This is a genomic window from Apibacter sp. wkB309 (assembly GCF_002964915.1).
GTDB lineage: Bacteria > Bacteroidota > Bacteroidia > Flavobacteriales > Weeksellaceae > Apibacter.
Window position 1 is genome coordinate 209,886 of the sequence record NZ_PSZL01000002.1, and the last position, 23,829, is coordinate 233,714.

Below are 23,829 nucleotides of genomic sequence, written 5' to 3' on the forward strand. Positions count from 1 at the left end.
CTTTTTAGTTTACTTTATGTAAGCAAATATATCGAATTTTAAATTAACCTAAATATCTTTTTTTAAATTACCCGATTTTCCAGCTTATGTATTTGTTTTAGAAGCTTATCTAAGGTTATAATCTGATTAAAAATTTCTAATCTTCTTTCTTCTGATATATTCCCCGAACTTAATTCTTTAGCTAAATTTTTGTTCATTTCCGCAATTCTTATCGCTTTGTATTTAAGTATAACATCTTTTGTGTTTTTTGCAAGATTTTGCTCTAATGTTGGAACATATATTTCTTTGAGTTCCCAATTATTGCTAATCGAGTATTTTTTTAATAATTTTCCTACGGCAAATTCGGTGATGTCGACTTCTTTGGATTTAACAAAATATTCTCCGGTTCTCAATTGATTGTTTTCAATACCTTCCATGATTTCCAAATAAATTCTATTGTAAAAATCTACGGTAAATTGTAAATCATCTTCTTTTAAGCGATGAACAATTTCTTCTATTACAGTAGTTTTATAGGGTTCTTCTTCTTCCACATAGTTTATTAAAATTTCATGGTCTCCATAGGATAGCATTAATTCTAAAATATCTTCTTCAATTTTATAGGTAAAGTCAATTTCTTCTTGTTGAGATGTAGTTACAGGTTGTAAAGCAACTTGTTTTCTTGTATTCCGATCTCTAGAATGTATATTTTGTTGTGTTAATTGAGCCAATTCACTAAAAAGAACTTGCTCCGAGATATCCAATATTCTTGAACATTCTTTTACATAAATCTCTTTTTGAATAAGATTTTTTATTAAGGCTATACTCCCAACTATATCTCTAATTAAACCGGCCTTTTTTATGGGATCGCCGTTCGTTTCTTTTAATAAAACATCTGTTTTGAATTGAATAAAATCTTTACTGTTTTCTTTAAAAAATGCTTCTATTTCATCGGCAGTATGTTTTCTTGCAAAACTATCCGGATCTTCTCCATCCGGAAACAGCAATACTTTAACATTCATTTCTTGCTCAAGGATCATATCTATACTTCTGAATGAAGCTTTAATTCCTGCTTGATCCCCATCATATAAAACAGTAATGTTGTTGGTTAATCTTTTTATTAGTCTAATTTGCTCAACAGTTAATGAAGTTCCTGAAGAGGCTACAACATTTTTAATACCATTTTGATAAAGGGATATTACATCCATATATCCTTCTACCAAATAACAATTATCTTCTTTAATTATAAAAGATTTTGCATGAAATAAACCATATAAAACTTGGCTTTTATGATAGATTTCACTTTCAGGGGAATTAACATATTTAGCCGTTTTTGCATTATTTTGCAAAATTCGACCTCCAAATCCCAATACTCTTCCCGAAAAACTATGAATGGGAAATAGTACTCGCTCTCTAAATCGATCGAACCCTTTATCTGACCCTTCTTTAAAAATACTTAAACCGGATTGCTCTAGTATTTCTTTTTTATACCCTTTTTCAAATGCAAAATGTGTAAATGAATCCCACTCTTTCGGTGAATATCCTAATTGGAATTGTTTAATAATATCATCCCGTATGCTTCTTTCTCTAAAATAAGATATTCCTATGGTATTGCCTTCTTCAGTTTTCCAAAGTTGGTTTTGAAAATATTCATTGGCAACCTCAGATAATTGATATAGGCTTTCTTTATTTAATTGTAATTCTTTTTGACTTTCAGACAGTTCATTACTGTCTTCTTCAATTTCAATATTATACTTTTTTGCCAAATAGCGTAAGGCCTCCGGATAGGTATAATGTTCTTGTTCCATTATAAAAGTAACCACATTACCGCCTTTACCGGATGAAAAATCTTTCCAAATTTGTTTGGATGGGGAAACCATAAATGACGGCGTTTTTTCATCTACAAAAGGACTTAAGCCTTTATAATTACTCCCTGATTTTTTCAGATTTATAAAATCCGATATTACTTCTTCCACTCTTGCCGTAGAAAAAATCTTATCTATGGTCTCTTTAGAAATCATAAGTACAAAAATACGTTAATTTAAATTTCAATTTTTGAAAAAATCTTCACATGTTTCTTTTTAAATTTAATTATATATATCAGTACTCAGGAGTAAAATAGAATTTTAATGGTATAATAAAAACATTACCCTGCGCAATATCTTTAGAAATCTTATGTTTTGATGATTTTATACTATTAAATAAAGATCAATTTAGATTTTATAAAATAAAAAAACACCTGATTTACATCAGGTGCTTATTTAAACTATTTTTTCAAAACTACTTTTTTCTTGATGATTTATCTTCGTCTGAAGAATTCCATATTTTAATTTGATCTTTCAGTGAAATACCTTGAACTTCAACAAATATTCCGTCTGATAATCCTAGTTTTACATAAACTTTTTTGAATTTTCCATCAGGCTGTTGTACTTCAACGAAAGGTCTCTCTCCATCATATTGCATTAAAGCTTCTCTCATTGCTAAAATATTTTTCCTCTCACTTAATATTACTTCTGCATTGGCACTATATCCGGCGCGGATGGAAACCCCTTCCGGAATAATTATATCTGCTTTAATTTCATATTTAACAGCCCCGTTTTCTTCTTTACCTTGAGGAGAAATAAAGGTTAATATACCATTTATATCTTTGTCTTGAAGCGCTCCGATTATTATTTTTAATTTCATTCCCTCATGCATTTTCCCTGCATCTGACTCGTCCACTTTACCCTCAAATATCATTTTGCTGACATCGGCAATGCTTGCAATAGTTGTTCCTGCATTAAAAGTATTGGCTTCAATTACCTGATCCCCTACTTCTACGGGTACTTCCAGTGCCTGTCCATTTGCAGTAGAACGAACTTGAATACTCGCTAAATCTTCTAATCCTGAAGTAATACCTGTTTTAGCAATATCATAATCTTTCTGTGCTTGAATTAGATTTTGTTTTGCTATTTTATATTCCGTTTCAGCACTTTCATAATCCTGCTTAGAAATTACTCCTTGCTCATATAATAATTTTTGACGTTCAAAAATTCTTTTTTGATTATTTAACTTAATTTCTGCTGAATTTATATTCTGCATAGCAGTATTTACTGTAGAAACGACCGGAACCACTTTAATCGTAGCCAATAATTGTCCTACTTTTACTTCATCTCCTTCTTTAATATAAATCTCCTTGATAATCCCGGAAATATTAGGTTTGATTTCTATCTTTTCTTTTGGATTAATTTTACCGGTTGCCACAGCTTTTTGCTGAATAGTCATAGTAACCGGAGACTCTGTCTCAAACTTATCATTAGATCGTGTATTGGTTATAATTACGTACCATATACAATACAATAAAAGTGCAATAAAAGCAACAGATAAAACTATTTTAAGAACCTTATTATTCATGACAACTTATTTCACTATAATTTGTATTATCTTAACAAATTTTGTTACGTTAAAATCACTTTTTTTAAGTATTTTTTTTATTACTTGTTTATACTACCTGTAAATATATAATTCTTTTTTAATTTATCTTACATAAAATCAACACCAAACAATTGGGTCAATTCAAATTAGGATAATTTTTTCTTTTATATATTTGTTACATGCCAATAAAAATTCTAGTCTAAATGGACTTTTCATTACCAAATAAAATTCTTGAATCTTACTGGGGGTATAAAGAATTCAGACCTCTTCAAAAAGAGATCATTCTTACTATATTGGAAAGTAAAGATACTATTGCTCTTTTACCTACAGGAGCAGGAAAATCTATTTGCTATCAAGTCCCCGCTCTTTTGGTTCAAGGCACTTGTATCGTTATTTCTCCATTATTGGCTCTTATAAAGGATCAAGTGTATTCATTAAAAAAGAAATTAATTCCGGCCGAGTATATTTCTTCGGATCAAACAGCGGATCAACATCTTTCCGTATTTAATAAATTGCGAAATAATGAATTGAAATTATTATATGTATCTCCGGAACGATTGTTAAATAAAACTTTTCTAGAGATCATTAAAGATACTGAAATTTCGTTTATCGCAGTTGATGAAGCCCATTGTATTTCTGAATGGGGTAATGATTTTCGTCCATCGTATCAACAAATTATAAAATTTAGAGAATATATCGGGGTTCAAATTCCTTGCATGGCACTTACTGCAACCGCAACTGAAAAGGTCTTAATTGAAATAATAAAAAAACTCGACTTACATAATGTTCAGGTATTTAAAAGATCATTTAATAGAGAAAATCTTTATTTACAAGTTTTAAATGCCGGAGATAAATTTGGGGAAATTGAAAGAATTTTACATAGGTATAAAGGTTCGGGAATTATTTATTGTAGAACTCGAAATGAAACTAAAACTTTGTCTGAAACTTTAAAAAGAAAGGGATTTGAGGTTGAATTTTTTCATGCAGGATTATCCCCTAGTGAAAAAATACAAAGACAGAAAAATTGGACAGAAAGTACCAACCAAATTCTAATTTCAACTAATGCTTTTGGAATGGGAATAGATAAGAAAGACGTTCGTGTGATCATTCATCTTTCTCCTCCTTATTCATTAGAAAACTATTATCAGGAAGTTGGTCGTGCTGGAAGGGACGGACTTTTATCACATACATTTTTATTGTGGAATGAATCGGAACTTTCAGATATATACTCGTCACTCATACAAACTATATCTTCAAAATCTGAATATGAAAAAATTATCCGTTATTTATATTCAATGTTTTGTATTGTTCCTAATGAGTTACCTGATACAATTTTTGATTTCGACTTGAAATTATTTCAACAACGTACAAAAATTAATAAAAGTAAGATTATACCTATTTTAGAATTTCTTCATAATAGCTCAGTTCTTCAATGGAAATATGAGCCTTCAGATAGTCTGCTTAAAATTAACTTTCCTATAGAAAGACTTGACACTAATTTTTACGGCAATGATTCCTTTTTATTTGAAAAAATTGCCAGAAAAATAACAGGTGTTTTTTCTTATCAGATAAAATTTGATGAAAAAAAATTAGCCGATAGCCTTTTAATTCCTTTTTCCGTATTACATTCCAAATTCATTAAATATAACCAATCAGGTGATATTTCTTACGTTGATGGTAATAAGCAAAAAATTTACTTTTTAGAACCACGAAACGATCAAAAACTTTTAGGAAGCTTTTGGAATGAATTTCAACTTATACAACAAAATAAATTAGTTAAATATAAAGAGTTGGAATTTTTTATCAGAAATTCAAAATATTGCCGAATGAAATTAATCCTTGGATATTTTGGTGAAAAAACTAATCATACATGCGGTAAGTGTGATGTGTGTTGTAAATCCAAATTGGATGAACAATCTTATCTGAAAGATATATTATCTTACATAAAAGAACAGCCTAGAAGCAGAGAGGATATTTATGCCGAATTTAGGAATGTTTCTTTTGAAAAAATTCATGAATGCTTACAAGATCTAATTTCAGAAAATAAAATTAAAGCATTAAATTTCAACACATATTCTGCTTAATATTTGTCTTATTTCCAACTATTTTTATATTTATTTTTACCTTTACTAAATGAATATAAATATTGAAGAATCATGGAAAAATTTATTAAAGCCTGAATTTGAAAAGCCTTATTTTTCATCTTTAATAAATTTTGTTAAGCAAGAATATAAAGAACATACTTGCTATCCAAAAGGTAAAAATATTTTTAAGGCCTTTGAATTGACTCCCTTTGATCAAGTAAAAGTGGTTTTACTGGGACAGGATCCATATCATGGAGAAGGACAAGCTATGGGATTATGTTTTTCTGTTCCCAATGGAATAGTATATCCGCCTTCTTTAAGGAATATTATTATTGAATTAAAAAATGATACCGGCATTGAATTAAAGTCGGGGGATTTAACTCCGTGGGCAAAACAGGGTGTTTTTTTGCTCAATGCTACTTTAACGGTACGAGCGCATCAAGCGGGTTCTCACCAAAAAAAAGGATGGGAAACGTTCACTGATTCTGTAATCCATAAAATATCTGAAGAAAAAGAACATGTTGTATTTATTTTATGGGGAAGCTATGCACAACAAAAAATTAATTTAATAGATACTCGAAAACACTATATAATTAAATCGGTACACCCCTCTCCTTTATCCGCACATAGAGGCTTTTTCGGTTCAAAACCTTTTAGTCTTACAAATGAATACTTAACCTCAAAAAAAATTGAACCTATTCAGTGGTAGACCGAATAGGTTCATTTATTATATTAAATTTTATATCTATTAATTTTTAAGTTCTTTTTCTAATTGCTTCATTAATTTTTTTTCATTCTTTTTATATAATTTTTTTTCCTTTCTAGACATGTCTTCATAATTTTTTTCAAACATATTAGACACATCTCCTACTTCTCCATCAATCACTTGAATTTCTTCAATTCCATCATCTCCTATAGTAGAAATTATAGTTTTATCTTCCTCCGGGGCATCTTCTTCTAAAATAATTTTTTCTTCTGATGGTACTGAAACTTCTGAATTAGCTTCCTGACTAGGAATAGATTCGATTTCTACTGTTTCTGCTTCTTCAATTTGTGGAGTTGGGGTCGAAATTTCTTCTACATTTTTTGATTCATTTTCATCTATAACTATGCTAGAAGCACTAGGTACTGTTTCAACTTCTTCTGTTGCAGATGGAGTAGGAATAGCGATTGACTCTGCTTGTTCAGTCTCAGATACATCATCTGAATCTTGTTCATTTATAAATTGAGCTTCCGGTATTAGTGTTTCCTCTTCAGGTTTTTCTTCAGCTATGTCTGCCTCTTCAATTTCTATTTCTATTTCTTTTTCCGGTAAAGCATTTACTGTTTCCGGCGTTTCAATTACTTTTTCTTCAACAACTTCTATAGGAACTTCTTTAATTACTGTTTCAACCGGAACTTCATTTACTACTGCATTATTTTCTTCTTTTCTGATTACAGAAACTTCCTTAGCAGCCGCAGATTTTGATACTTCTCCCGCTAATTCTGTTTTTACAATAGTTCCATCAATCAATTTCCAATATCGATTTCCCGCAGCATCTTGAACTATTACCACATCATTGGGTGATTTAAATGTAGGAGCAGATGCTTTTCCTTTTACTTCTAATGTTCCATCTTTTCCATAAGTGAATGTATAGCTACTATTAGCTTTACCTTCCTTTGATCCCCTATAAACTAAAATCATTTCCCCATTCTGTTCAAAATAAACTCCTTTTTCAGAAGTTTCTTTTACTTTTCCTTCTTGAGCATAAACAGAAAGCGTAAGTATTAAAAGAAAAACAGTATACTTTTTTTTCATTGTTCGCTATTTTTATTAAAAATATAAATTTTGAAGCTACTAATATACATCTTTATTTAATAATTTCATATTTTATTTGTAAATAACATTTATATTATTTTTATTCAAAATAAAATTTATTTGCTATCTGTTTTTAAATCATTTGCATAGGGCAAAGTACCTGTGTTTTTTTTCAGTTTAAAATTCTTAAAGTCTTCTGAAGATTCGATTCCATGAACAGAAATATTCGTAGTTACCCCGTCTGCCCTGTAGATTTTAACGGTATCGTTTGAAAAAATTTTTCTTTCTTTCTTATTCCAAAAAATCTGATTGGTTTTTAATGTGTCTTTATCCGAATTAATAATAACTACATTTTTCCTTGCTTCATACCATCCTGCATTTTCAATTATCTTGGCATAATCTGCTTTCAAATGCCCGGGATCTTTACCTTTTTGGTAGAAATCCATATCTAAGCCTTTAGGAAAAACTGTATACGGTGTCTCTACAAATTCATATTCTTCCATAAGTGGAGTCCTTAATCTAATAATAGCATACACTGAATCTGTTAAAGTTATATTAGCATTATAGATTCTCCTGGAAGCAAAGTTGGTTTTTTTTTCTCCTAAATTATCCCCTTTTTCATCGGAACATGAAATGGAAATAATCGCAAAAAAAATAAGATATAAATAGATTTTTATTATTTTTATAGTCACCATCTTTCCATGGATAAAAAATGATAGTTATAAATTTTAATCGTACTGTCTCTTTCTAAACCAAAGATCATCAAAATTAAATCCAACTTTAAAATTTACAAAATTCTCTTTGATTAAACCGTTTGATTTTGAACCTCTTTGTCCTAATTCAATTCCTAAATTAAGCATGGAAGGATCATGTTTACCGGATTTACCCAAAGGCAGACCTAGACCGGCGGTTACCCCGTATTGGTCAATGGTTTTATTGTTCACATTAAGCCCTGTATTTTCATAATACAGCCCATATCGATAAATAATTTTTTCAAAATAAGATCTGAAACCGTTTATATTAGGCAAATACCAACCTCCTACGGCTACGCGATACTTATTTTTGTAATCAAAATTATCTTCCGGTATCTTTAGTTTAAATTGATCTGTAAATTTAAAATCTGCTCCTAAGGACCATTTATGCTCTTTTCCATAGGCTACTCCTATTGAGTATGATGAAGGTAATTTTGCATCATGCGTTCCCTTAACATAGTTTAAGGTATCCATTGAAACTTTTTCATTATTATTATTATAATAATAGGTTGAATACAAATAATTTACATCAGCATCTATGGTATGCCCTATATTATAAGTTGCTCCGATTTTAAGTAAATGATTATTAGTTAATTTTTTTCGATAGGCTACTCCTAAAGTATAATCGAAAAAACCATATTCTTGCTTATTAAATATACCGGAAATCAAATTAGCATTCTGTAAAGATGTTTCTTGATCTTTTTTCAAATCGCCCCAAACATATCCGATTTTTGCTCCTAAGGAAAACTCATTGGATATATTATATGAATACATACCGCTGAAAGCATTAAGTCCTCCCCTTCCCTTAAATAAAGATTTTTGATTTACAACATCTGAATTATCTGTATTTATATCATATCCTATGTTGGTGTAGGGTTGTAAATTTACTCCTACTCTGGACTTAGTTCCGATTGGAAAGGCTAATGACAAATTAGCTAAATAAGTAGTTGATCGATCACTGCTTACGTTAGAAGTTTTAGCATTGGTATAATCGGTATTGATCACGATGTTATAACTGGTATATCGCAAGTTTCTATTCGCTGCCGGATTTACAAAATTGGCTTCATTGGTAAAATCTGAAATATATGAAGTTCCCAATCCTCCCATAGAAGAAATTACTATATCGGAATTGGTTTTACTTTCTCCTAAGCCAAATGAAGAATAAGGAGAGGTAGAAGTTTGCTGGGCATAAGCTGCATTCAGAAATATGATAAATGATGATATTATGGAGAAAAATCTAATTTTCATTCAGTGTGTTTTATATACAAAGTACAAATATGTTAATAATGTACCGATTATAAAAATAATTATAAGTAAAAATTCTTAGTCAAATTTTATAGCCGAAAAAAAAATTCAATTTTTTTTTAAAAATATTTTGTGATTTAAAAATATGCCCTATATTTGCAATCCCAAACGAGGGTACCTTAGCTCAGTTGGTAGAGCAAAGGACTGAAAATCCTTGTGTCCTTGGTTCGATTCCAAGAGGTACCACTTCAAAAATCCATAATCAATTCAATAAGAAAAGATTGTGGATTTTTTGTTTTTTTTAAGTGATATATTCCTTAAGAATTCCTATAAAAAAGCATTTGATTTTATAAAATGAAATATTTTTTACTGTTGAAGTTTCTAATACATTAGCATTTTTTCCTTATATAATATTATATAATCCCATGTAAAAAATCAGAAAATTTTCTTTTTTCCTGCCGCAAAACATATACTTTCAAAAACTATCGTTGAATAAAGTCAATGCTTTTAGGCAGTGGTTCATGATTAATATTATCTTTTTTCATTGCTTTATAGGCATTTTTATCCAATAAACAAATGGTAAATTTAATTAATATGAAAGGGGGATTTATGTTTTATTCCAATTAAAACCCTGTATATATCTAGTTAGCATTTTTTAAAATCAATAAATTACTGTTGTTAAAAATCTTGATATAAAAAGCCTCTTTTGTCTCTTATTTACCTAGTAATATGCTTACATTAATTTACACAATTACATATTACCTCTATTTCTTAAACATCGAATATTTAATATTTTTTGTTTGATTGTTTAAATCTTGGAATAAAATTAGATTATTAAAAATGTAACACTATTAATTTCTTTTACTTAAATATATCATTTAGAAATTAAAGAAAACATCTTATACATAATAAGCATTTTTTAAATTTAATTTTAATAAATTATGAATAACGTCAGTATTTTCGTGTTTTTAGCAGGTATAGTTATTTTAAATCTAATAGCTTTCTTGCTTGGCAATTTATATTGTTTTGTACCTTCCTGGCTAAACTATACTATGGTCGGTGTTGAATTATTCTGTCTCCTGCTTAGTATCTATGCCCGTATTAAAGATTTTAAAAATATTGATGCTTCTGTAGGAGTTATACTCAATGTTTTTCTAACTATTTTGCTGGTTTGTCATATGATATTATATAAATCATCAAACTAATACCCAAATTGACTTTTTATAAAATAATTTAGAAAGCGTATTTTTGCTTTTCTATATATACCCTATGAATTATCTTTCAGTTGAAAACATCAGTAAGTCTTTTGGCATAAGAACTTTATTTTCCAATGTTTCTTTTCATATAAATGAAGGAGATCAAATTGCTTTAGTTGCTAAAAACGGTAGTGGAAAAAGTACTTTATTAAAAATCCTGTCCGGATTAGAATCTGCCGATTCCGGATCGGTTACGCTCAATAAAGACATAAAAGTAGTTATGTTTGAACAATCTGAAATATTTAATAATGATTTAACTGCTGAAGATTATATATTTACCCATACTAACCCTGTATTGGATATCGTTCATCAATACGATACCATGGTTCATAATGATCCTTCCAATCCTGAATTATTAGGATTAATAGAAAAAATGGATCAATGGGATGGATGGAAAGTTGAACCTGTAATTCAAGAAATTATCAATAAATTAAAAATTGATTTCCTTAATCAAAAGATAAAAAATTTATCGGGTGGACAACAAAAAAGAATTTCTCTTGCCAAATTCCTGATCGATATAAGCTTTGAAAAAGGCACTGTATTATTAATTTTGGATGAACCAACTAATCATTTAGATATTGAAATGGTTGAATGGTTGGAATTTTTTCTTAACAAAGAAAACAAAACCCTTATTTTAGTTACTCATGACCGTTATTTTTTAGATGCTATTTGCACTCGAATCTTAGAAATGGAAGACGGAACCTTATATTCGCATAATGGCGATTATGAGACCTATGTAACCAATAAATCTCTGAGAATTGAAAATCAGATAGCTCAAACCGATAAAGCTAAAAATTTATATCGAAAAGAGCTGGAATGGATGCGCAGACAACCTCAGGCTAGAACATCCAAGTCAAAAAGCAGAATTGAAAGTTTTTATAAAACGGAAGAGCTTGCTAAAAAAAGCATCTCTGATGCTCAAGTTCAATTGGACATGCAAATGACTCGTTTGGGAAAAAAAATCATTGAATTAGAACATGTTTCCAAAAATTTTGGAAATAAAATAATCTTGGACAACTTTTCTCATACTTTTGCCAGAGGATCAAAAATCGGGATCATCGGTAAAAATGGAGTAGGTAAAACAACTTTTTTGAAGATACTTGAAAGAAAGGAAGAATTTGATTCAGGAACTATTGAATGGGGCGAAACTTTACAAATAGGGCATTTTAAACAGGAAGGCCTCGCATACAAAGAAGATCAACGAGTTATTGATTTTGTAAAAGAAATAGCAGATTATTTTCCTCTATCCAATGGAAAACAAATTACTGCCGGTCAATTCTTAGAAATGTTTCTTTTTACGCCTGAATCTCAATATACTTATATATCTAAATTAAGCGGCGGAGAGAAAAAGAGATTACAATTGCTATCTATTTTATTTAGCAATCCCAATTTTTTAATACTTGATGAGCCTACAAATGACTTAGATTTACCAACCTTAACTGTTCTAGAAAATTTTTTAAATGAATATCAAGGCTGTGTTTTGATTGTAAGCCATGACCGATATTTTATGGACAAAGTGGTAGATGAATTGATGATTTTTGAGGGCAACGGTAAAATTTCCTGGTTTATAGGTAATTATACCGATTTTTATTTAAAATCAAAGGAAAAAGAAAATGAAATCATCAAAGACGTTTCTAAAAAGGAAATAAAAAATAATAATCCAACTAATGGAAACAAATCTCCTAAACTTTCTTTCAAGGAAAAAAGAGAATTAGAAATGCTAGAAAAAGAAATTCCTCAGTTAGAAGAAGAAAAAAATAAATTAACTGAACAATTATCCTCTTCGAATTTAAGTTTTGATGAAATACAAGAAATTAGCAATAAGCTGGAAAATCTTATTCAAAGTTTAGATTACAAAGAATCTAGATGGCTGGAACTCAGCGAGCTCAACGTTTAAATTTAAAATTTATAATTTTTATGACGTAATATGCCCTAGTCGGGACAATTTTTGATGATTAAGAATTTTTATTCTTCGTCCCTCCACTTCTATAAGCTCATCATTTTTAAATTCAGAAATTAATCGTATCGCACTTTCTGTTGCTGTACCGATTAAATTTGCCATTTCTTCACGAGTAAGAGTAATTTTAATGAAGCCTTCATGATCAACATCAAGTTTTTTCTCTAAAAGAAGTAAAACGGCAGCCAATCTTTCTCTCACCGTATTTTGAGCTAACCAAGTGATGGTTTTTCCTGCTTCTCCTAAGTCTTGGGATATTTTTTTTAATACATCAAAAGAAACTCTGGAACTTATTTCTAACAGTCGATGAAAAATAATTTCAGGGATATATACTGCAGTAATATCTTCTAGAACGGTACAAGAAGCACTAAAACTTTCTCCCCCTAATAAAGAACGGTATCCTACAATTTCTCCTTTTTTTACTAAACGCAGTATTTGATCTTTACCATTATATCCTTTTCTGTTAATTTTACCCGTACCGCTTATAACTCCAAATATTCCGGTAGGTTTATAACCTTCATGTATAATTTCTTGACCTCTTTCAAAACGAATCTCCTTCATTTCTTTATCCAATATACTATGTTCTTCTTTTGTAAATTGGCTTAAAACATCTTTATTTTTTAATTCTGATATTATTAAATCTACTGAATTTTTAGGCATGATATTACTCATATTTTTAATAATTTACGGACAAAAATAATACTTTAATTTTAAATAAAAGGATATAACTTTGCAGGTTTAGTGATAGTACAAATATATGAGTGAGCATTGTTATCATTGCGGACAGATCATTGAGGACACTCCAATTGATTTTGATAATAAATTATTTTGCTGTAACGGATGTAAATCTGTATACGAAATTTTAAATCAAAATAAATTGGAAAATTACTATAATTTAAACTCCAAAGCCGGAATAAAACCTGAAAAGGGGCAAAATTATTTTGAATTTTTAGACACCACTCAAATTTTTGATAAAATTATTGATTATTCGGAAGGGGGATTAACTCTTATAACTTTTAAAATACCCGTTATTCATTGTAGTGCTTGTATTTGGTTATTGGAAAGTTTAAAAAATATTAATACTAATATTACATATTCTACTGTTAATTTTTCTTCTAAAACGGTACAAATTGCCTACAAAAATGAATTCTATAAATTAAGTGAATTAGCTAATTTTCTAACAGATTTAGGCTATAAGCCGGTCATTAATTTTGAAACTACTGAAAAAAAACCTGAAAAAGTAGATCACACCCTACTTGTAAAAATAGGGATAGCCGGATTTGCTTTCGGAAACATTATGCTTTTTGCCTTTCCGGAATTTCTCGAAACTGAAAAAGACCCTTGGCTTCAACAATACAGTTATTTTTTCAGAATCCTTATGTTCCTTTTCTCATTACCCGTAGTTTTTTATTGCGCTTCAGATTATTATAAATCTGCATGGGGAGCTTTAAAACACGGAGTATTAAATATTGATTTGCCCATTGTTATCGGTATATTTGCCTTATTTTTCCGTAGTTGCTTTGAAGCGTATACGGGAATGAGTAACGGTTATTTCGATTCTCTAAGCGGACTTTTATTTTTTATGCTTTTAGGTAAGTATTTTCAGCAAAGAACTTATAAAACTTTAGCTTTTGATAGGGATTACAAATCCTTTTATCCCATAGCCGTAACTAAAATTACTTCCAATAAAACTCATGAAAATGTTCTGATCTCAAATTTAAAAATTGGTGACAGAATACTAATACGCAATCAAGAAATTATTCCTGCCGATTCTATTCTTATTCATGGGGATGCTTTTATTGATAACAGCTTTATTACCGGAGAATCCAAACTAATAGAAAAGACGACAGGAGAAAAAATATTTGCCGGAGGAAAACAATCCGGCACTACTATAGAACTCGAGATCATTAAAGAAGTTAATCAAAGCTATCTTACCCGACTATGGAATAATGAAGCATTTAAAAAAGATACTTCAACTATTGATTCAATCACCAATAATATAAGTAAATATTTTGTGATGGTAATACTGATCATCACAATTATAAGCGGATTATACTGGTATTTCATTGAAAAAAACACTTCGCAAATGTACCAAGTAATCACGGCTATATTAATTGTTGCCTGTCCCTGTGCATTAGCTCTTTCCGCACCTTTTACCATTGGAAATATCATGAGAATTTTCGGTAAAGAGAAATTTTACGTAAAAGATGCTCTCACAGTTGAAAAACTGGCAAAAATAGACCATATAGTTTTTGATAAAACCGGCACTTTGACGATTAATAAAGTCAACAAAATCAATTATGAAGGAGAAAAACTTTCTATTGAAGAGTTAAAAAACTTAAAAGCTATACTTCAAAATTCCAATCACCCTTTAAGCAGATCACTTTATGAATCTATATCCATACCTATTGATCATATACCTATTAAGGACTATGAAGAAATAATAGGTAAAGGAATAAAAGGGTTTATTAAAGGTATTGAATACAAAATAGGCTCATCCGACTTTGTAGGAAATAAAAAAAATATTAATTCCGAAACTTCTGTTTATATTTCCATCAATGGCATATACAAAGGGTTATATAAAATTAAAAATCAATACAGAAAAGATTTAAAAGAAATTATTAGATCACTTAACCATTATAAAATATCATTAGTAAGTGGAGATAATAATTCCGAAAAGCATAATTTAGAAAAAATATTTTCCACAGACACGGTTATTAAATTTAATCAGTCTCCTCAAGATAAGCTCGATTATATTAAAAATTTACAAGATCAAGGGCATACAGTTTTAATGCTTGGCGACGGACTCAATGATGCAGGAGCTTTAAAACAATCTAATGTGGGTATTGCAATTTCAGATGATATAAACAGTTTCACTCCTTCGTCAGATGCCATATTAGACGGAAATAATTTTGCTTATTTACCTAAATATTTAAAATTATCAAAAAAAGCCTTAGTTATAGTTTCCATTTGTTTCATTATTAGTTTTTGCTATAATATAATCGGATTAAGTTTTGCAGTTTCTAACAGGCTTTCCCCCTTAGTAGCAGCCATACTTATGCCTGTAAGTTCCATTTCAGTAGTACTATTCACCACCGTGGTAAGTAAAGTTATTGGATATGAAACATTTAAAAAAAGATAAGGTAATTTTTATACTAAAAAATACATCAATGAACCCAATTTATACCTCAATTTAGAAATATTCTAAATTAAAGATGCAATGTAAAAATATGTTACAAATCATTATCATTCATATCAAATAAAATGTATTTTTGTTCAGTCAGTATGGAAATATTATATTTAATGATATTATGCAGTGTTTCATTAGCTGTTATATTTTTGATCCTTTTTATCTATGGAATCAAGAAAGGACAATTTGATGATGATGAATCACCTGCGGTAAGAATTTTATTTGATTCCAACGATGGCAATTCAAAAGAATCCAAAAACGATAAGAAAGAAAAATAATAAAGTAACTACATAACACCAATGGAAACACAAAAATTTTCATATGATAATAAAATTACAAAAGCGTTTGCCTATGCCACTATACTTTGGGGTATTGTTGGTTTTATAGTCGGACTTACTGTAGCCTCATTATTATTCATACCGACATTACCTGAATTTTTCTTTGGTACTGAGGGAGCCGATTTAGCCAGATCTCAAGGCTTTTTAGGATATGGTAGATTGAGAATGCTTCACACCAGCGCCGTTATTTATGCGTTTGTAGGTAATGGTTTTTTTACAGGGTTTTATTATGCTACCCAGCGATTATTAAAATCTCGAACCAATGATCTGTTAAGTTGGATTCATTTTTGGGGATGGCAATTAATTATCGTTTCTGTAGTAATAACCTTCTTAATGGGAATAAATACATCCAAAGAATATGCAGAGCATGAATGGCCGATTGATATTATGGTAGCCGTTATCTGGATATTATTTGGATTGAACATGTTTATTACCATTGCCAAAAGAAGAATCAGCCATATGTATGTTGCCATTTGGTTTTTTATAGCTACTTGGGGTGGAATTACCCTGTTGTGGGTATTTAATAACTTGGCAATTCCGTTAGATTCAAATATTTTACGAGCAAAAAGTTATTCTATATATTCAGGAGTTCAAGATGCCATGGTGCAATGGTGGTTCGGCCACAATGCAGTAGCATTCTTCTTGACTACTCCTATCTTAGGATTAATGTATTATTATTTACCTAAAGCTGCCAATAGACCGGTGTTTTCTTACAAATTATCTATTATACACTTTTGGTCCTTAATATTTGTCTACATGTGGGCCGGTCCTCACCACCTACTATATACCTCTTTACCTGCATGGGCTCAAATGCTGGGAACCGCATTTTCCATTATGCTAATAGCTCCTTCTTGGGGAGGTATGCTTAACGGGTTATTAACCCTACGAGGTGCATGGGACAAAGTACGAGAAGATCCTATTCTTAAAATGTTTGTTGTGGCAGTAACCTGCTACGGTATGGCTACTTTTGAAGGTCCTTTATTAGCTACTAAAACATTAAACAAAATCGGACATTTTACAGATTGGGTTATAGGACACGTACATTTAGGAGCTTTAGGATGGAACGGTTTCATCATTTTTGGAGTTATTTATTATATCATCCCAAGAATATATAAAACCAATCTATATTCTGTAAAATTAGCCAACTGGCATTTTTGGTTAGGAACTATGGGAATCATCTTATATGTTATCCCAATGTACATGAGTGGTTTTACTCAAGGCTTAATGTGGAAACAATTTAATCCGGATGGAACTCTTGTTACGAAGAATTTCCTTGAAACCGTTACATCGCTTAGATATTTCTTTATATTTAGATTTATTGGAGGGATACTTTATCTTTCTGGAGCCATATTATTAGTTATAAACATTATTGCAACTGTTAGAAAAGGTACATTTGTAGCTAACGAAGAGGCAGAAGCCCCTGCTTTACATGTTTCTCCGGCAAAAGGCCCGAACGAAAAAACGCATTCCTGGTTAGAAAGAATGCCTCTTTTCTTCTCTGTTTTAGCAATAATTGCTTTGGCAGTTGGTGGAGCCGTGGAAATTTTACCAACCATTTTCGTTAAATCCAATATACCACAAATAACAAGTGTAAAACCTTATACACCTTTAGAATTGGAAGGAAGAGACTTATACATCCGTGAGGGTTGTAATGCCTGTCATTCCCAAATGATACGTCCATTTAGAGATGAAGTAGTTCGATACGGAGAATATTCTAAAGCAGGAGAATACGTATACGATAGACCTTTCCTTTGGGGATCTAAAAGAACCGGGCCTGATTTACACAGAGAAGGAGGAAAAAATCCGGATTCGTGGCATTTTACTCACTTATTCGACCCTAGAGAAACTTCTCCCGGATCCATTATGCCCAGATATCCGTGGTTAATTTATAACGAATTAAACGTCTCCAAAACTAAAGAAAAGTTAGAATTAATGAAAAATTGGTTCAATGTTCCTTACGAACAAAAGGATATTGACAATTATAAATCAAATATGGAGGCCCAAGCAAAAGAAATTGCAGCAAGTATATTTACAGACAGACCTGACTATAAGGCCGGTTTTGATGCCTCTGCAAAGGCTGAGGGTGCTAACTTTGTTCCATTGGAAAAAAGGGAAATTGTAGCTATAATTGCTTATTTACAAAGACTTGGTGTTGATATCAAAAAAACACAGGTAGAAACGGCAAATAATTAGAAAAATGCTCAAATTTTATAATAAAATAATTGCAGGAGTAGATAATGCCATAATTTATCAAAGCTTAGCTCTTCTGCTTTTTGTCTTATTTTTTCTTGGAGTAACTTTTATGGTAATGAACAAACCAAAAAATTACTATAACGAAATGAGCAATCTACCCTTGGATGATAATGAAAAAAGAACTAATAATATAAATACTAAATGATCATATGAAACCTAGAACACCCTTTGTCATAAATGCTATCTTATCGGTATTTTTAATTACCGGTGCATTTTACATGTTCTTGCAAAACTTTGATTTCATCACAAATCCTATATTTTTAGCCACTATTGCCATTTCTTTTGTGTTATTACTTATTAACAATTCTTTAAATGCTTTAATAGATGCTGAAAAATTTAAGTTACTTTCTGACAGTGAAAAAAAGGACTATTTAGATCTTTTAAAAACCCCTTATTTCACTAGACTTTGGAGAGATGCATTTAAACAAAGTAAAGCAGAAGAAACCGGTGAGATTAAATTAATAGATCATGGGTATGACAATATAAAAGAATTGGATAATCAATTGCCTAGATGGTATATAGGTTTATTTGCCGTAACTATTACATACGGTGTTGTATATCTTTTTTCCTATGCATTTACCAGTTTTGCGCATCCGTATGTTGAATATGAAGAAGAATATAAAACTCAGATGGCTGAAATTGCCGAATACGAAAAGATAGCTCCTCAAGCCACTATAGAAACCGCTCAATTTAATCCGGATGCTGTAGCAGATGGGAAGGTAATTTATGAACAAATTTGTAAAACTTGTCATGGAGAGGGAGCTAAAGGACTTTCCGGACCTAACCAAACGGATGATTATTGGATTAATATTCAAGAAGAATACAATAACGCAAAAGAAGACTCTGAATTTAAAAATATTTTTTATACAGTATGGAACGGTAGTAAAAATAATCCTACCATGAGAGCATTCGGAGCGACCGGAGAAATAAAAGGAAATGATATTGTTAAAGTGGCAAGTTACTTGTACCAACTTAACAAAAATTCTCCTAAAGATTCTGAAGGCCGTTCAGTTGATAAAACCGCCAAAGAACCTCAAGGTAATTTAGCCCCTTGGTCCAAAGCATATAAAGGGGGATCCGGTACAGCTGCAGCACCAACTGAAACTACTCCCCCGGCTGCAACTACGCAAAACTCATCAAACTCAGAGAAGTAAAATAAAAATTATATAAAAGTCTGTTTAGTTTCAATTGGAGATTAACAGACTTTTGCTTTTTAAATATAATTTTACTCTTTTTTATAAATGTAGAATTTAATAAAATAAAGTATAATTATAGATATCAAACTTAATAATTAACTAAATAAACAAAACATCATGTCTCAGGAAACGGAGGATAAAAATATTCCTGACCTTGAACAACAAAAGGAAGAATTCAGAGAGAACCTTGCTACTGCAGACGTATCAGGAGAAAGAAAATGGGTTTATGTCCGAAAGCCTCATGGCAAATTCACAAAATACAGAGATATAGTAAGTGCATTCCTTCTCATCATTTTGTTTATATTTCCATTTGTTAAAATCAATGGAAATCCTATTTTCCTATTTGATATATTAAACAGACAATTCTATATCTTCGGAGCTTATTTTTCCCCATCCGATTTTTATCTTTTTGGTATAGGTTTAGTTACAACCACGGTTTTCATCATTGTATTTACCGTGACTTATGGGAGAATTTTTTGCGGTTGGATATGTCCACAAACTATATTTATGGAACATGTTTTCAGGAAAATTGAATTTCTTATCGATGGAGACAGAAATATGCAAATTCGCCTCGACAAACAAGAATGGAACGGACAAAAAATTAAAAAGAGAATATTAAAATGGTCCATCTTTTTAATTGTTTCTTTACTAATATGTGCTGTATTATTTTCCTACGTTTTAGGCACTGATGAGATACTAAAAATTTTCAAAGAAGGTATTTCAAAAAATGTCACCGTATTTATAGTATATATCATATTTACCACTCTATTTTATTTTGTATTTGCTTGGTTCAGAGAACAGGCATGTACTTTTGTTTGTCCATACGGCAGACTTCAAGGGGTACTAATTGATAAAGACACGATAAATATTGCTTATGATTTCGTGAGAGGAGAAGGTACTGCCGGGAGAGCAAGTTGGAGGAAAAATGAAGACAGAAAAGCTTTAGGAAAAGGAGATTGTATAGATTGTAAACAATGTGTTGAAGTTTGTCCAACGGGTATTGATATAAGAAACGGAAGTCAATTGGAGTGCGTCAACTGTACCGCATGTATTGATGCTTGTGATATGGTAATGACCCGAATGAAAATGCCAACAGGTCTAATTAGGTACGCTTCGGAAAATATGATTGAAAAAAGAACGGATTTCAAATTTACTCCGAGACTAATTGCCTACACTATAGCTTTATTGGTTTTAACATCGGTTTGTATATCATTATTATTCATTAGATCAAGTGTGGAAACTAAATTTTTAAAAATTGTAGGTACTCAGTTTACTATAGAAGAACAATTGATTGTTGATGAATATCAATTTATATTTTCTAATAAAACTACCGAAAAGAAAAAACTAAACGTAAAAATACTTAAACCCAATCATGCAAGTATAACTTTAGTAGGATATGGTACACAGTTTATCATTCAACCTAAACAAACTCTCAAAGGTACAGCCACTATTAAAATTCCTCAGTCTGATTTAATTAAAACCAAGGAAGAAGTAATTATTGGTATCTTTGATGAAAATGGTAAAAAAGTAGATGAGTATAAAACTAATTTTATTGGTCCATCTAAAATCCGATTTTAATTATGAAATTTAAATTTACTTGGGGGCACGGGGTTATTTTAGCACTTGCCTTCTTTATTATATTTATTTGTACATTGATATTCACCATAGAATTTTCAAAGAATACTTTTGACCTGGTAACAGATAATTATTATGAAGAAGAAATAAATTATCAAAAAGAGATTGATGCTACCAACCATGCTGCTTTATTACAAGAAAAACCTAAAATTGAAATAATACCTGAAACCGGCATTAAAATAATCTTTCCAAAAGAATTTAATTATACTAATACCACCGGAAAATTTAAACTTTTCAGAGCCAATTCTCAAGCTTTAGATATTAATAAGAAAGAACTTGATTTATCTCCTTCTAATACCATATTAATACCGTCTAAAGTCTTAGTAAAAGGAAATTATACATTAAAATTATATTGGGAAAAAGAAAAAACTAACTACCAGATGGAAATACCTTTAACATGGAATTAGATATCGTTTACTTATATACAGCACTTAGTTTAGGGCTATTGGGGGGATTTCATTGCATAGGCATGTGTGGCCCGATCGCTTTTTCCATTGGTCTGGATGCTACTAATAAATTTAAATTCTATACTCAGAATATTTTATATCAATTGGGAAGAATAACTACTTATTCTTTATTAGGAGGCATTTTAGGAATTGTAGGTAAAAGCTTTAATATAGCCGGATATCAAAAATACATATCTATCTTTGCCGGTATTCTATTAATTCTCATGGTATTATTGCCGGGAAAAACCACTGAAATCGGAGATAATTTCAGACCGATAAATAAGTTCATGATTAAAATTAAACTATTTTTAGGTAGATTTCTTCAAAGGAAAGACAATACTTCCCGATATCTTACCGGAGTACTTAATGGATTTCTTCCTTGTGGAGCAGTTTATGTGGCTTTAACCTCTTCGATTGCTGCCGGTGGAATTATTCAAGGTATGCTATTTATGGCCGTTTTTGGATTAGGGACATTTCCTTTCATGTTCATAACAACATTAACCGGTAAATTTATTGGAGCTAAAGTTAGATTCAAGATTCTAAAAATATTTCCCTACTTTATAGTTTTAATAGGCATTTTATTCATACTAAGAGGGTTGGGTTTAGGTATTCATCTATTGTCACCCTCAGATAAAGCTTTAAAATTGGAACAAAGATCGCATGCGAAAAGTTGTTGCCATTAAAACGGTTTCCTTTAAAAATAATCTTTCTTTTTTTAAAAATAAAAAAATAGTAACTTCGCACCATTATGGGGATGATTTCGAATATTGGAGCATATTCTTTCTTAATGGCAAGGGTTTTTAAAAAACCCCAAAAAAGAAAAATTTTCAGAAAAAATTTACTTAGAGAAATAAATGATTTAGGAGTTAATTCCGTGGGTTTGGTTGCTTTCACCTCTTTTTTTGTGGGTGCAGTAGTTGCCATTCAAATGTATAATAATTTCAAGACATCATCTTTCCCTATTCCTGATTATTATGTGGGATATGCTACCAAAGTGGTTCTTATACTGGAATTTTGTCCTACAATAATTAGTGTTGTATTAGCCGGAAAAGTGGGTTCTTTTATTGCATCGAGCATCGGTACTATGAGAGTAACCGAACAGATTGATGCTTTGGAAATCATGGGAGTAAACAGCCCATCGTATCTAATTCTTCCAAAAGTGGTTGCTTCTTTATTTTTTAATGTAATCTTAATCATGATTAGCCTTTTGATGGGTATTCTGGGAGGTTATTTTGCGGGAAGTTTTTCAGGAAGCTGGGCCCCTGTAGATTATGTTCAAGGACTTCAAATGGCATCACCTGATTTCTTTATTTACTATTGTTTTATAAAAACTATCGTATTTGCCTTTATCATAGCAACAGTACCTTCTTATTATGGTTATACCGTAAAAGGCGGTTCATTGGAAGTTGGGCGTAATAGTACTTCAGCTGTTGTATGGACAACAGTCCTTATCATCATCACAAATTTAATGTTAACTCAACTTTTACTAGATTAAACAATGATTTCAGCAATAAACGTTACTAAATCATTTGATGGTGTAGAAGTCCTTAAAGGGATTACTACTACTTTTAAAAAAGGAAAAACAAATTTAATTATCGGACAAAGTGGTTCCGGAAAAACTGTTTTTCTTAAATGTCTTCTTGGCTTATTTGAACCTACTTCCGGACAAATTCTATACGAAAATACAGATGCATCCAAATTATCTGTATCTGAAAGGCAAAATTTACGAAGTGAAATAGGAACCGTGTTTCAAGGGAGTGCCCTGTTTGATTCCATGACGGTTGAACAAAATGTAAAGTTTCCTCTTGAAATGTTTGCAAATATATCTGAAAAAGATATGAGGGAACGGGTAGATCAAGTATTAGAACGAGTAAATCTAACGAATGCGCGTAAGAAATTTCCATCTGAAATTTCCGGAGGAATGCAAAAAAGAGTAGCTATTGCACGTGCTATTGTTAATAATCCAAAATATTTATTTTGCGATGAGCCAAATTCAGGTTTAGACCCTCAGACTTCTCAAATAATAGATAAACTTATTCATGAAATTACTCGTGAATACGACACAACTACTATTATAAATACTCACGATATGAATTCTGTTCTTGAAATAGGTGAAAATATAGTTTACTTAAAAAACGGAGTTAAAGAATGGGAAGGAGATAAAAACTCTATCGTAACTTCTGATAATCAAGCTTTATTAGATTTCGTATTCTCTTCAAAAATATTTAAAATGGCTCGTGAAGCCATGCTATATCATCAAAATAATAAAAAGTAAGAAACGAAGAAATA

Annotated in this window: 20 protein-coding genes and 1 tRNA gene; 15 read left to right on the forward strand and 6 right to left on the reverse strand. The window is 30.7% G+C overall.

The genetic code is table 11. From position 1 onward, the window contains the following. Positions 1-62: 62 nt before the first annotated feature. Together dnaG and C4S75_RS02625 are read right to left on the reverse strand one after the other, a co-directional pair. The gene (dnaG, locus tag C4S75_RS02620) at positions 63-1,997 is read right to left on the reverse strand and encodes a DNA primase (protein WP_105296772.1); all 1,935 of its coding nucleotides are present in this window, start codon (positions 1,995-1,997) and stop codon (positions 63-65) included. Between the two features lie 259 nt (positions 1,998-2,256). Continuing rightward, a complete protein-coding gene (locus tag C4S75_RS02625; RefSeq protein WP_105296773.1) occupies positions 2,257-3,369 on the reverse strand; it encodes an efflux RND transporter periplasmic adaptor subunit in 1,113 nt (370 codons plus the stop codon). Positions 3,370-3,593: 224 nt separating this feature from the next. Between C4S75_RS02625 and C4S75_RS02630 the strand changes: the two genes are divergently transcribed. Together C4S75_RS02630 and C4S75_RS02635 are read left to right on the forward strand one after the other, a co-directional pair. Continuing rightward, positions 3,594-5,474 carry an ATP-dependent DNA helicase RecQ gene (locus C4S75_RS02630; RefSeq protein WP_105296774.1) on the forward strand — a complete coding sequence of 627 codons (1,881 nt, stop codon included), beginning with the start codon at positions 3,594-3,596 and terminating at the stop codon, positions 5,472-5,474. A gap of 49 nt (positions 5,475-5,523) precedes the next feature. Next, positions 5,524-6,183 carry a uracil-DNA glycosylase gene (locus C4S75_RS02635; protein WP_105296775.1) on the forward strand — a complete coding sequence of 220 codons (660 nt, stop codon included), beginning with the start codon at positions 5,524-5,526 and terminating at the stop codon, positions 6,181-6,183. A gap of 39 nt (positions 6,184-6,222) precedes the next feature. Here C4S75_RS02635 and C4S75_RS02640 read toward each other — a convergent pair whose 3' ends face one another. The 3 genes from C4S75_RS02640 to C4S75_RS02650 form a co-directional block, all read right to left on the reverse strand. Further along, the gene (locus tag C4S75_RS02640) at positions 6,223-7,272 is read right to left on the reverse strand and encodes a hypothetical protein (RefSeq protein ID WP_105296776.1); all 1,050 of its coding nucleotides are present in this window, start codon (positions 7,270-7,272) and stop codon (positions 6,223-6,225) included. Between the two features lie 116 nt (positions 7,273-7,388). Continuing rightward, positions 7,389-7,967, reverse strand: a complete 579-nt coding sequence (gene lptC / locus C4S75_RS02645) for an LPS export ABC transporter periplasmic protein LptC (protein WP_105296777.1) — start codon at positions 7,965-7,967, stop codon at positions 7,389-7,391. 33 nt (positions 7,968-8,000) lie between these two features. Beyond that, positions 8,001-9,272 (reverse strand): OmpP1/FadL family transporter, encoded by a 1,272-nt coding sequence (locus C4S75_RS02650; protein ID WP_105296778.1) that lies wholly within the window; start codon positions 9,270-9,272, stop codon positions 8,001-8,003. A 170-nt stretch (positions 9,273-9,442) separates the two neighbouring features. Here C4S75_RS02650 and C4S75_RS02655 point away from each other — a divergent pair. The 3 genes from C4S75_RS02655 (at position 9,443) to C4S75_RS02660 (ending at position 12,422) form a co-directional block, all read left to right on the forward strand. Then, positions 9,443-9,515, forward strand: a tRNA-Phe gene (locus tag C4S75_RS02655). Between the two features lie 695 nt (positions 9,516-10,210). Next, entirely contained in the window at positions 10,211-10,474 is a 264-nt protein-coding gene (locus tag C4S75_RS10015) for a hypothetical protein (protein WP_146105549.1), read from the forward strand. Positions 10,475-10,538: 64 nt separating this feature from the next. Continuing rightward, positions 10,539-12,422, forward strand: coding sequence for an ABC-F family ATP-binding cassette domain-containing protein (locus tag C4S75_RS02660; protein WP_105296779.1), 1,884 nt, complete (start codon positions 10,539-10,541; stop codon positions 12,420-12,422). Between the two features lie 18 nt (positions 12,423-12,440). Here C4S75_RS02660 and C4S75_RS02665 read toward each other — a convergent pair whose 3' ends face one another. Next, positions 12,441-13,154, reverse strand: coding sequence for a Crp/Fnr family transcriptional regulator (locus tag C4S75_RS02665; protein WP_255410567.1), 714 nt, complete (start codon positions 13,152-13,154; stop codon positions 12,441-12,443). Positions 13,155-13,239: 85 nt separating this feature from the next. Between C4S75_RS02665 and C4S75_RS02670 the strand changes: the two genes are divergently transcribed. From C4S75_RS02670 to C4S75_RS02715, 10 genes are all read left to right on the forward strand, one after another. Beyond that, complete coding sequence (locus C4S75_RS02670) at positions 13,240-15,624, forward strand: heavy metal translocating P-type ATPase metal-binding domain-containing protein (RefSeq protein ID WP_105296781.1); 2,385 nt, start codon at positions 13,240-13,242, stop codon at positions 15,622-15,624. Between the two features lie 143 nt (positions 15,625-15,767). Further along, complete coding sequence (gene ccoS / locus C4S75_RS02675; protein ID WP_105296782.1) at positions 15,768-15,950, forward strand: cbb3-type cytochrome oxidase assembly protein CcoS; 183 nt, start codon at positions 15,768-15,770, stop codon at positions 15,948-15,950. Positions 15,951-15,971: 21 nt separating this feature from the next. After that, entirely contained in the window at positions 15,972-18,203 is a 2,232-nt protein-coding gene (gene ccoN, locus C4S75_RS02680; RefSeq protein ID WP_105296783.1) for a cytochrome-c oxidase, cbb3-type subunit I, read from the forward strand. A 4-nt stretch (positions 18,204-18,207) separates the two neighbouring features. Continuing rightward, positions 18,208-18,408: a CcoQ/FixQ family Cbb3-type cytochrome c oxidase assembly chaperone gene (locus tag C4S75_RS02685; protein WP_105296784.1), complete on the forward strand. Its 201-nt coding sequence runs from the start codon at positions 18,208-18,210 to the stop codon at positions 18,406-18,408. A 4-nt stretch (positions 18,409-18,412) separates the two neighbouring features. After that, positions 18,413-19,417 carry a cbb3-type cytochrome c oxidase N-terminal domain-containing protein gene (locus tag C4S75_RS02690; RefSeq protein ID WP_105296785.1) on the forward strand — a complete coding sequence of 335 codons (1,005 nt, stop codon included), beginning with the start codon at positions 18,413-18,415 and terminating at the stop codon, positions 19,415-19,417. 159 nt (positions 19,418-19,576) lie between these two features. Continuing rightward, a complete protein-coding gene (gene ccoG, locus C4S75_RS02695; protein WP_105296786.1) occupies positions 19,577-21,037 on the forward strand; it encodes a cytochrome c oxidase accessory protein CcoG in 1,461 nt (486 codons plus the stop codon). Between the two features lie 2 nt (positions 21,038-21,039). Then, entirely contained in the window at positions 21,040-21,501 is a 462-nt protein-coding gene (locus tag C4S75_RS02700) for a FixH family protein (RefSeq protein ID WP_105296787.1), read from the forward strand. Further along, complete coding sequence (locus tag C4S75_RS02705) at positions 21,492-22,223, forward strand: sulfite exporter TauE/SafE family protein (RefSeq protein ID WP_105296788.1); 732 nt, start codon at positions 21,492-21,494, stop codon at positions 22,221-22,223. Before C4S75_RS02700 ends, C4S75_RS02705 begins: the two co-directional genes overlap by 10 nt. Before the next feature lie 65 nt (positions 22,224-22,288). Beyond that, entirely contained in the window at positions 22,289-23,035 is a 747-nt protein-coding gene (locus tag C4S75_RS02710) for an ABC transporter permease (RefSeq protein WP_166004694.1), read from the forward strand. 3 nt (positions 23,036-23,038) lie between these two features. Further along, positions 23,039-23,815: an ABC transporter ATP-binding protein gene (locus tag C4S75_RS02715; RefSeq protein WP_105296789.1), complete on the forward strand. Its 777-nt coding sequence runs from the start codon at positions 23,039-23,041 to the stop codon at positions 23,813-23,815. Positions 23,816-23,829 lie beyond the last annotated feature (14 nt).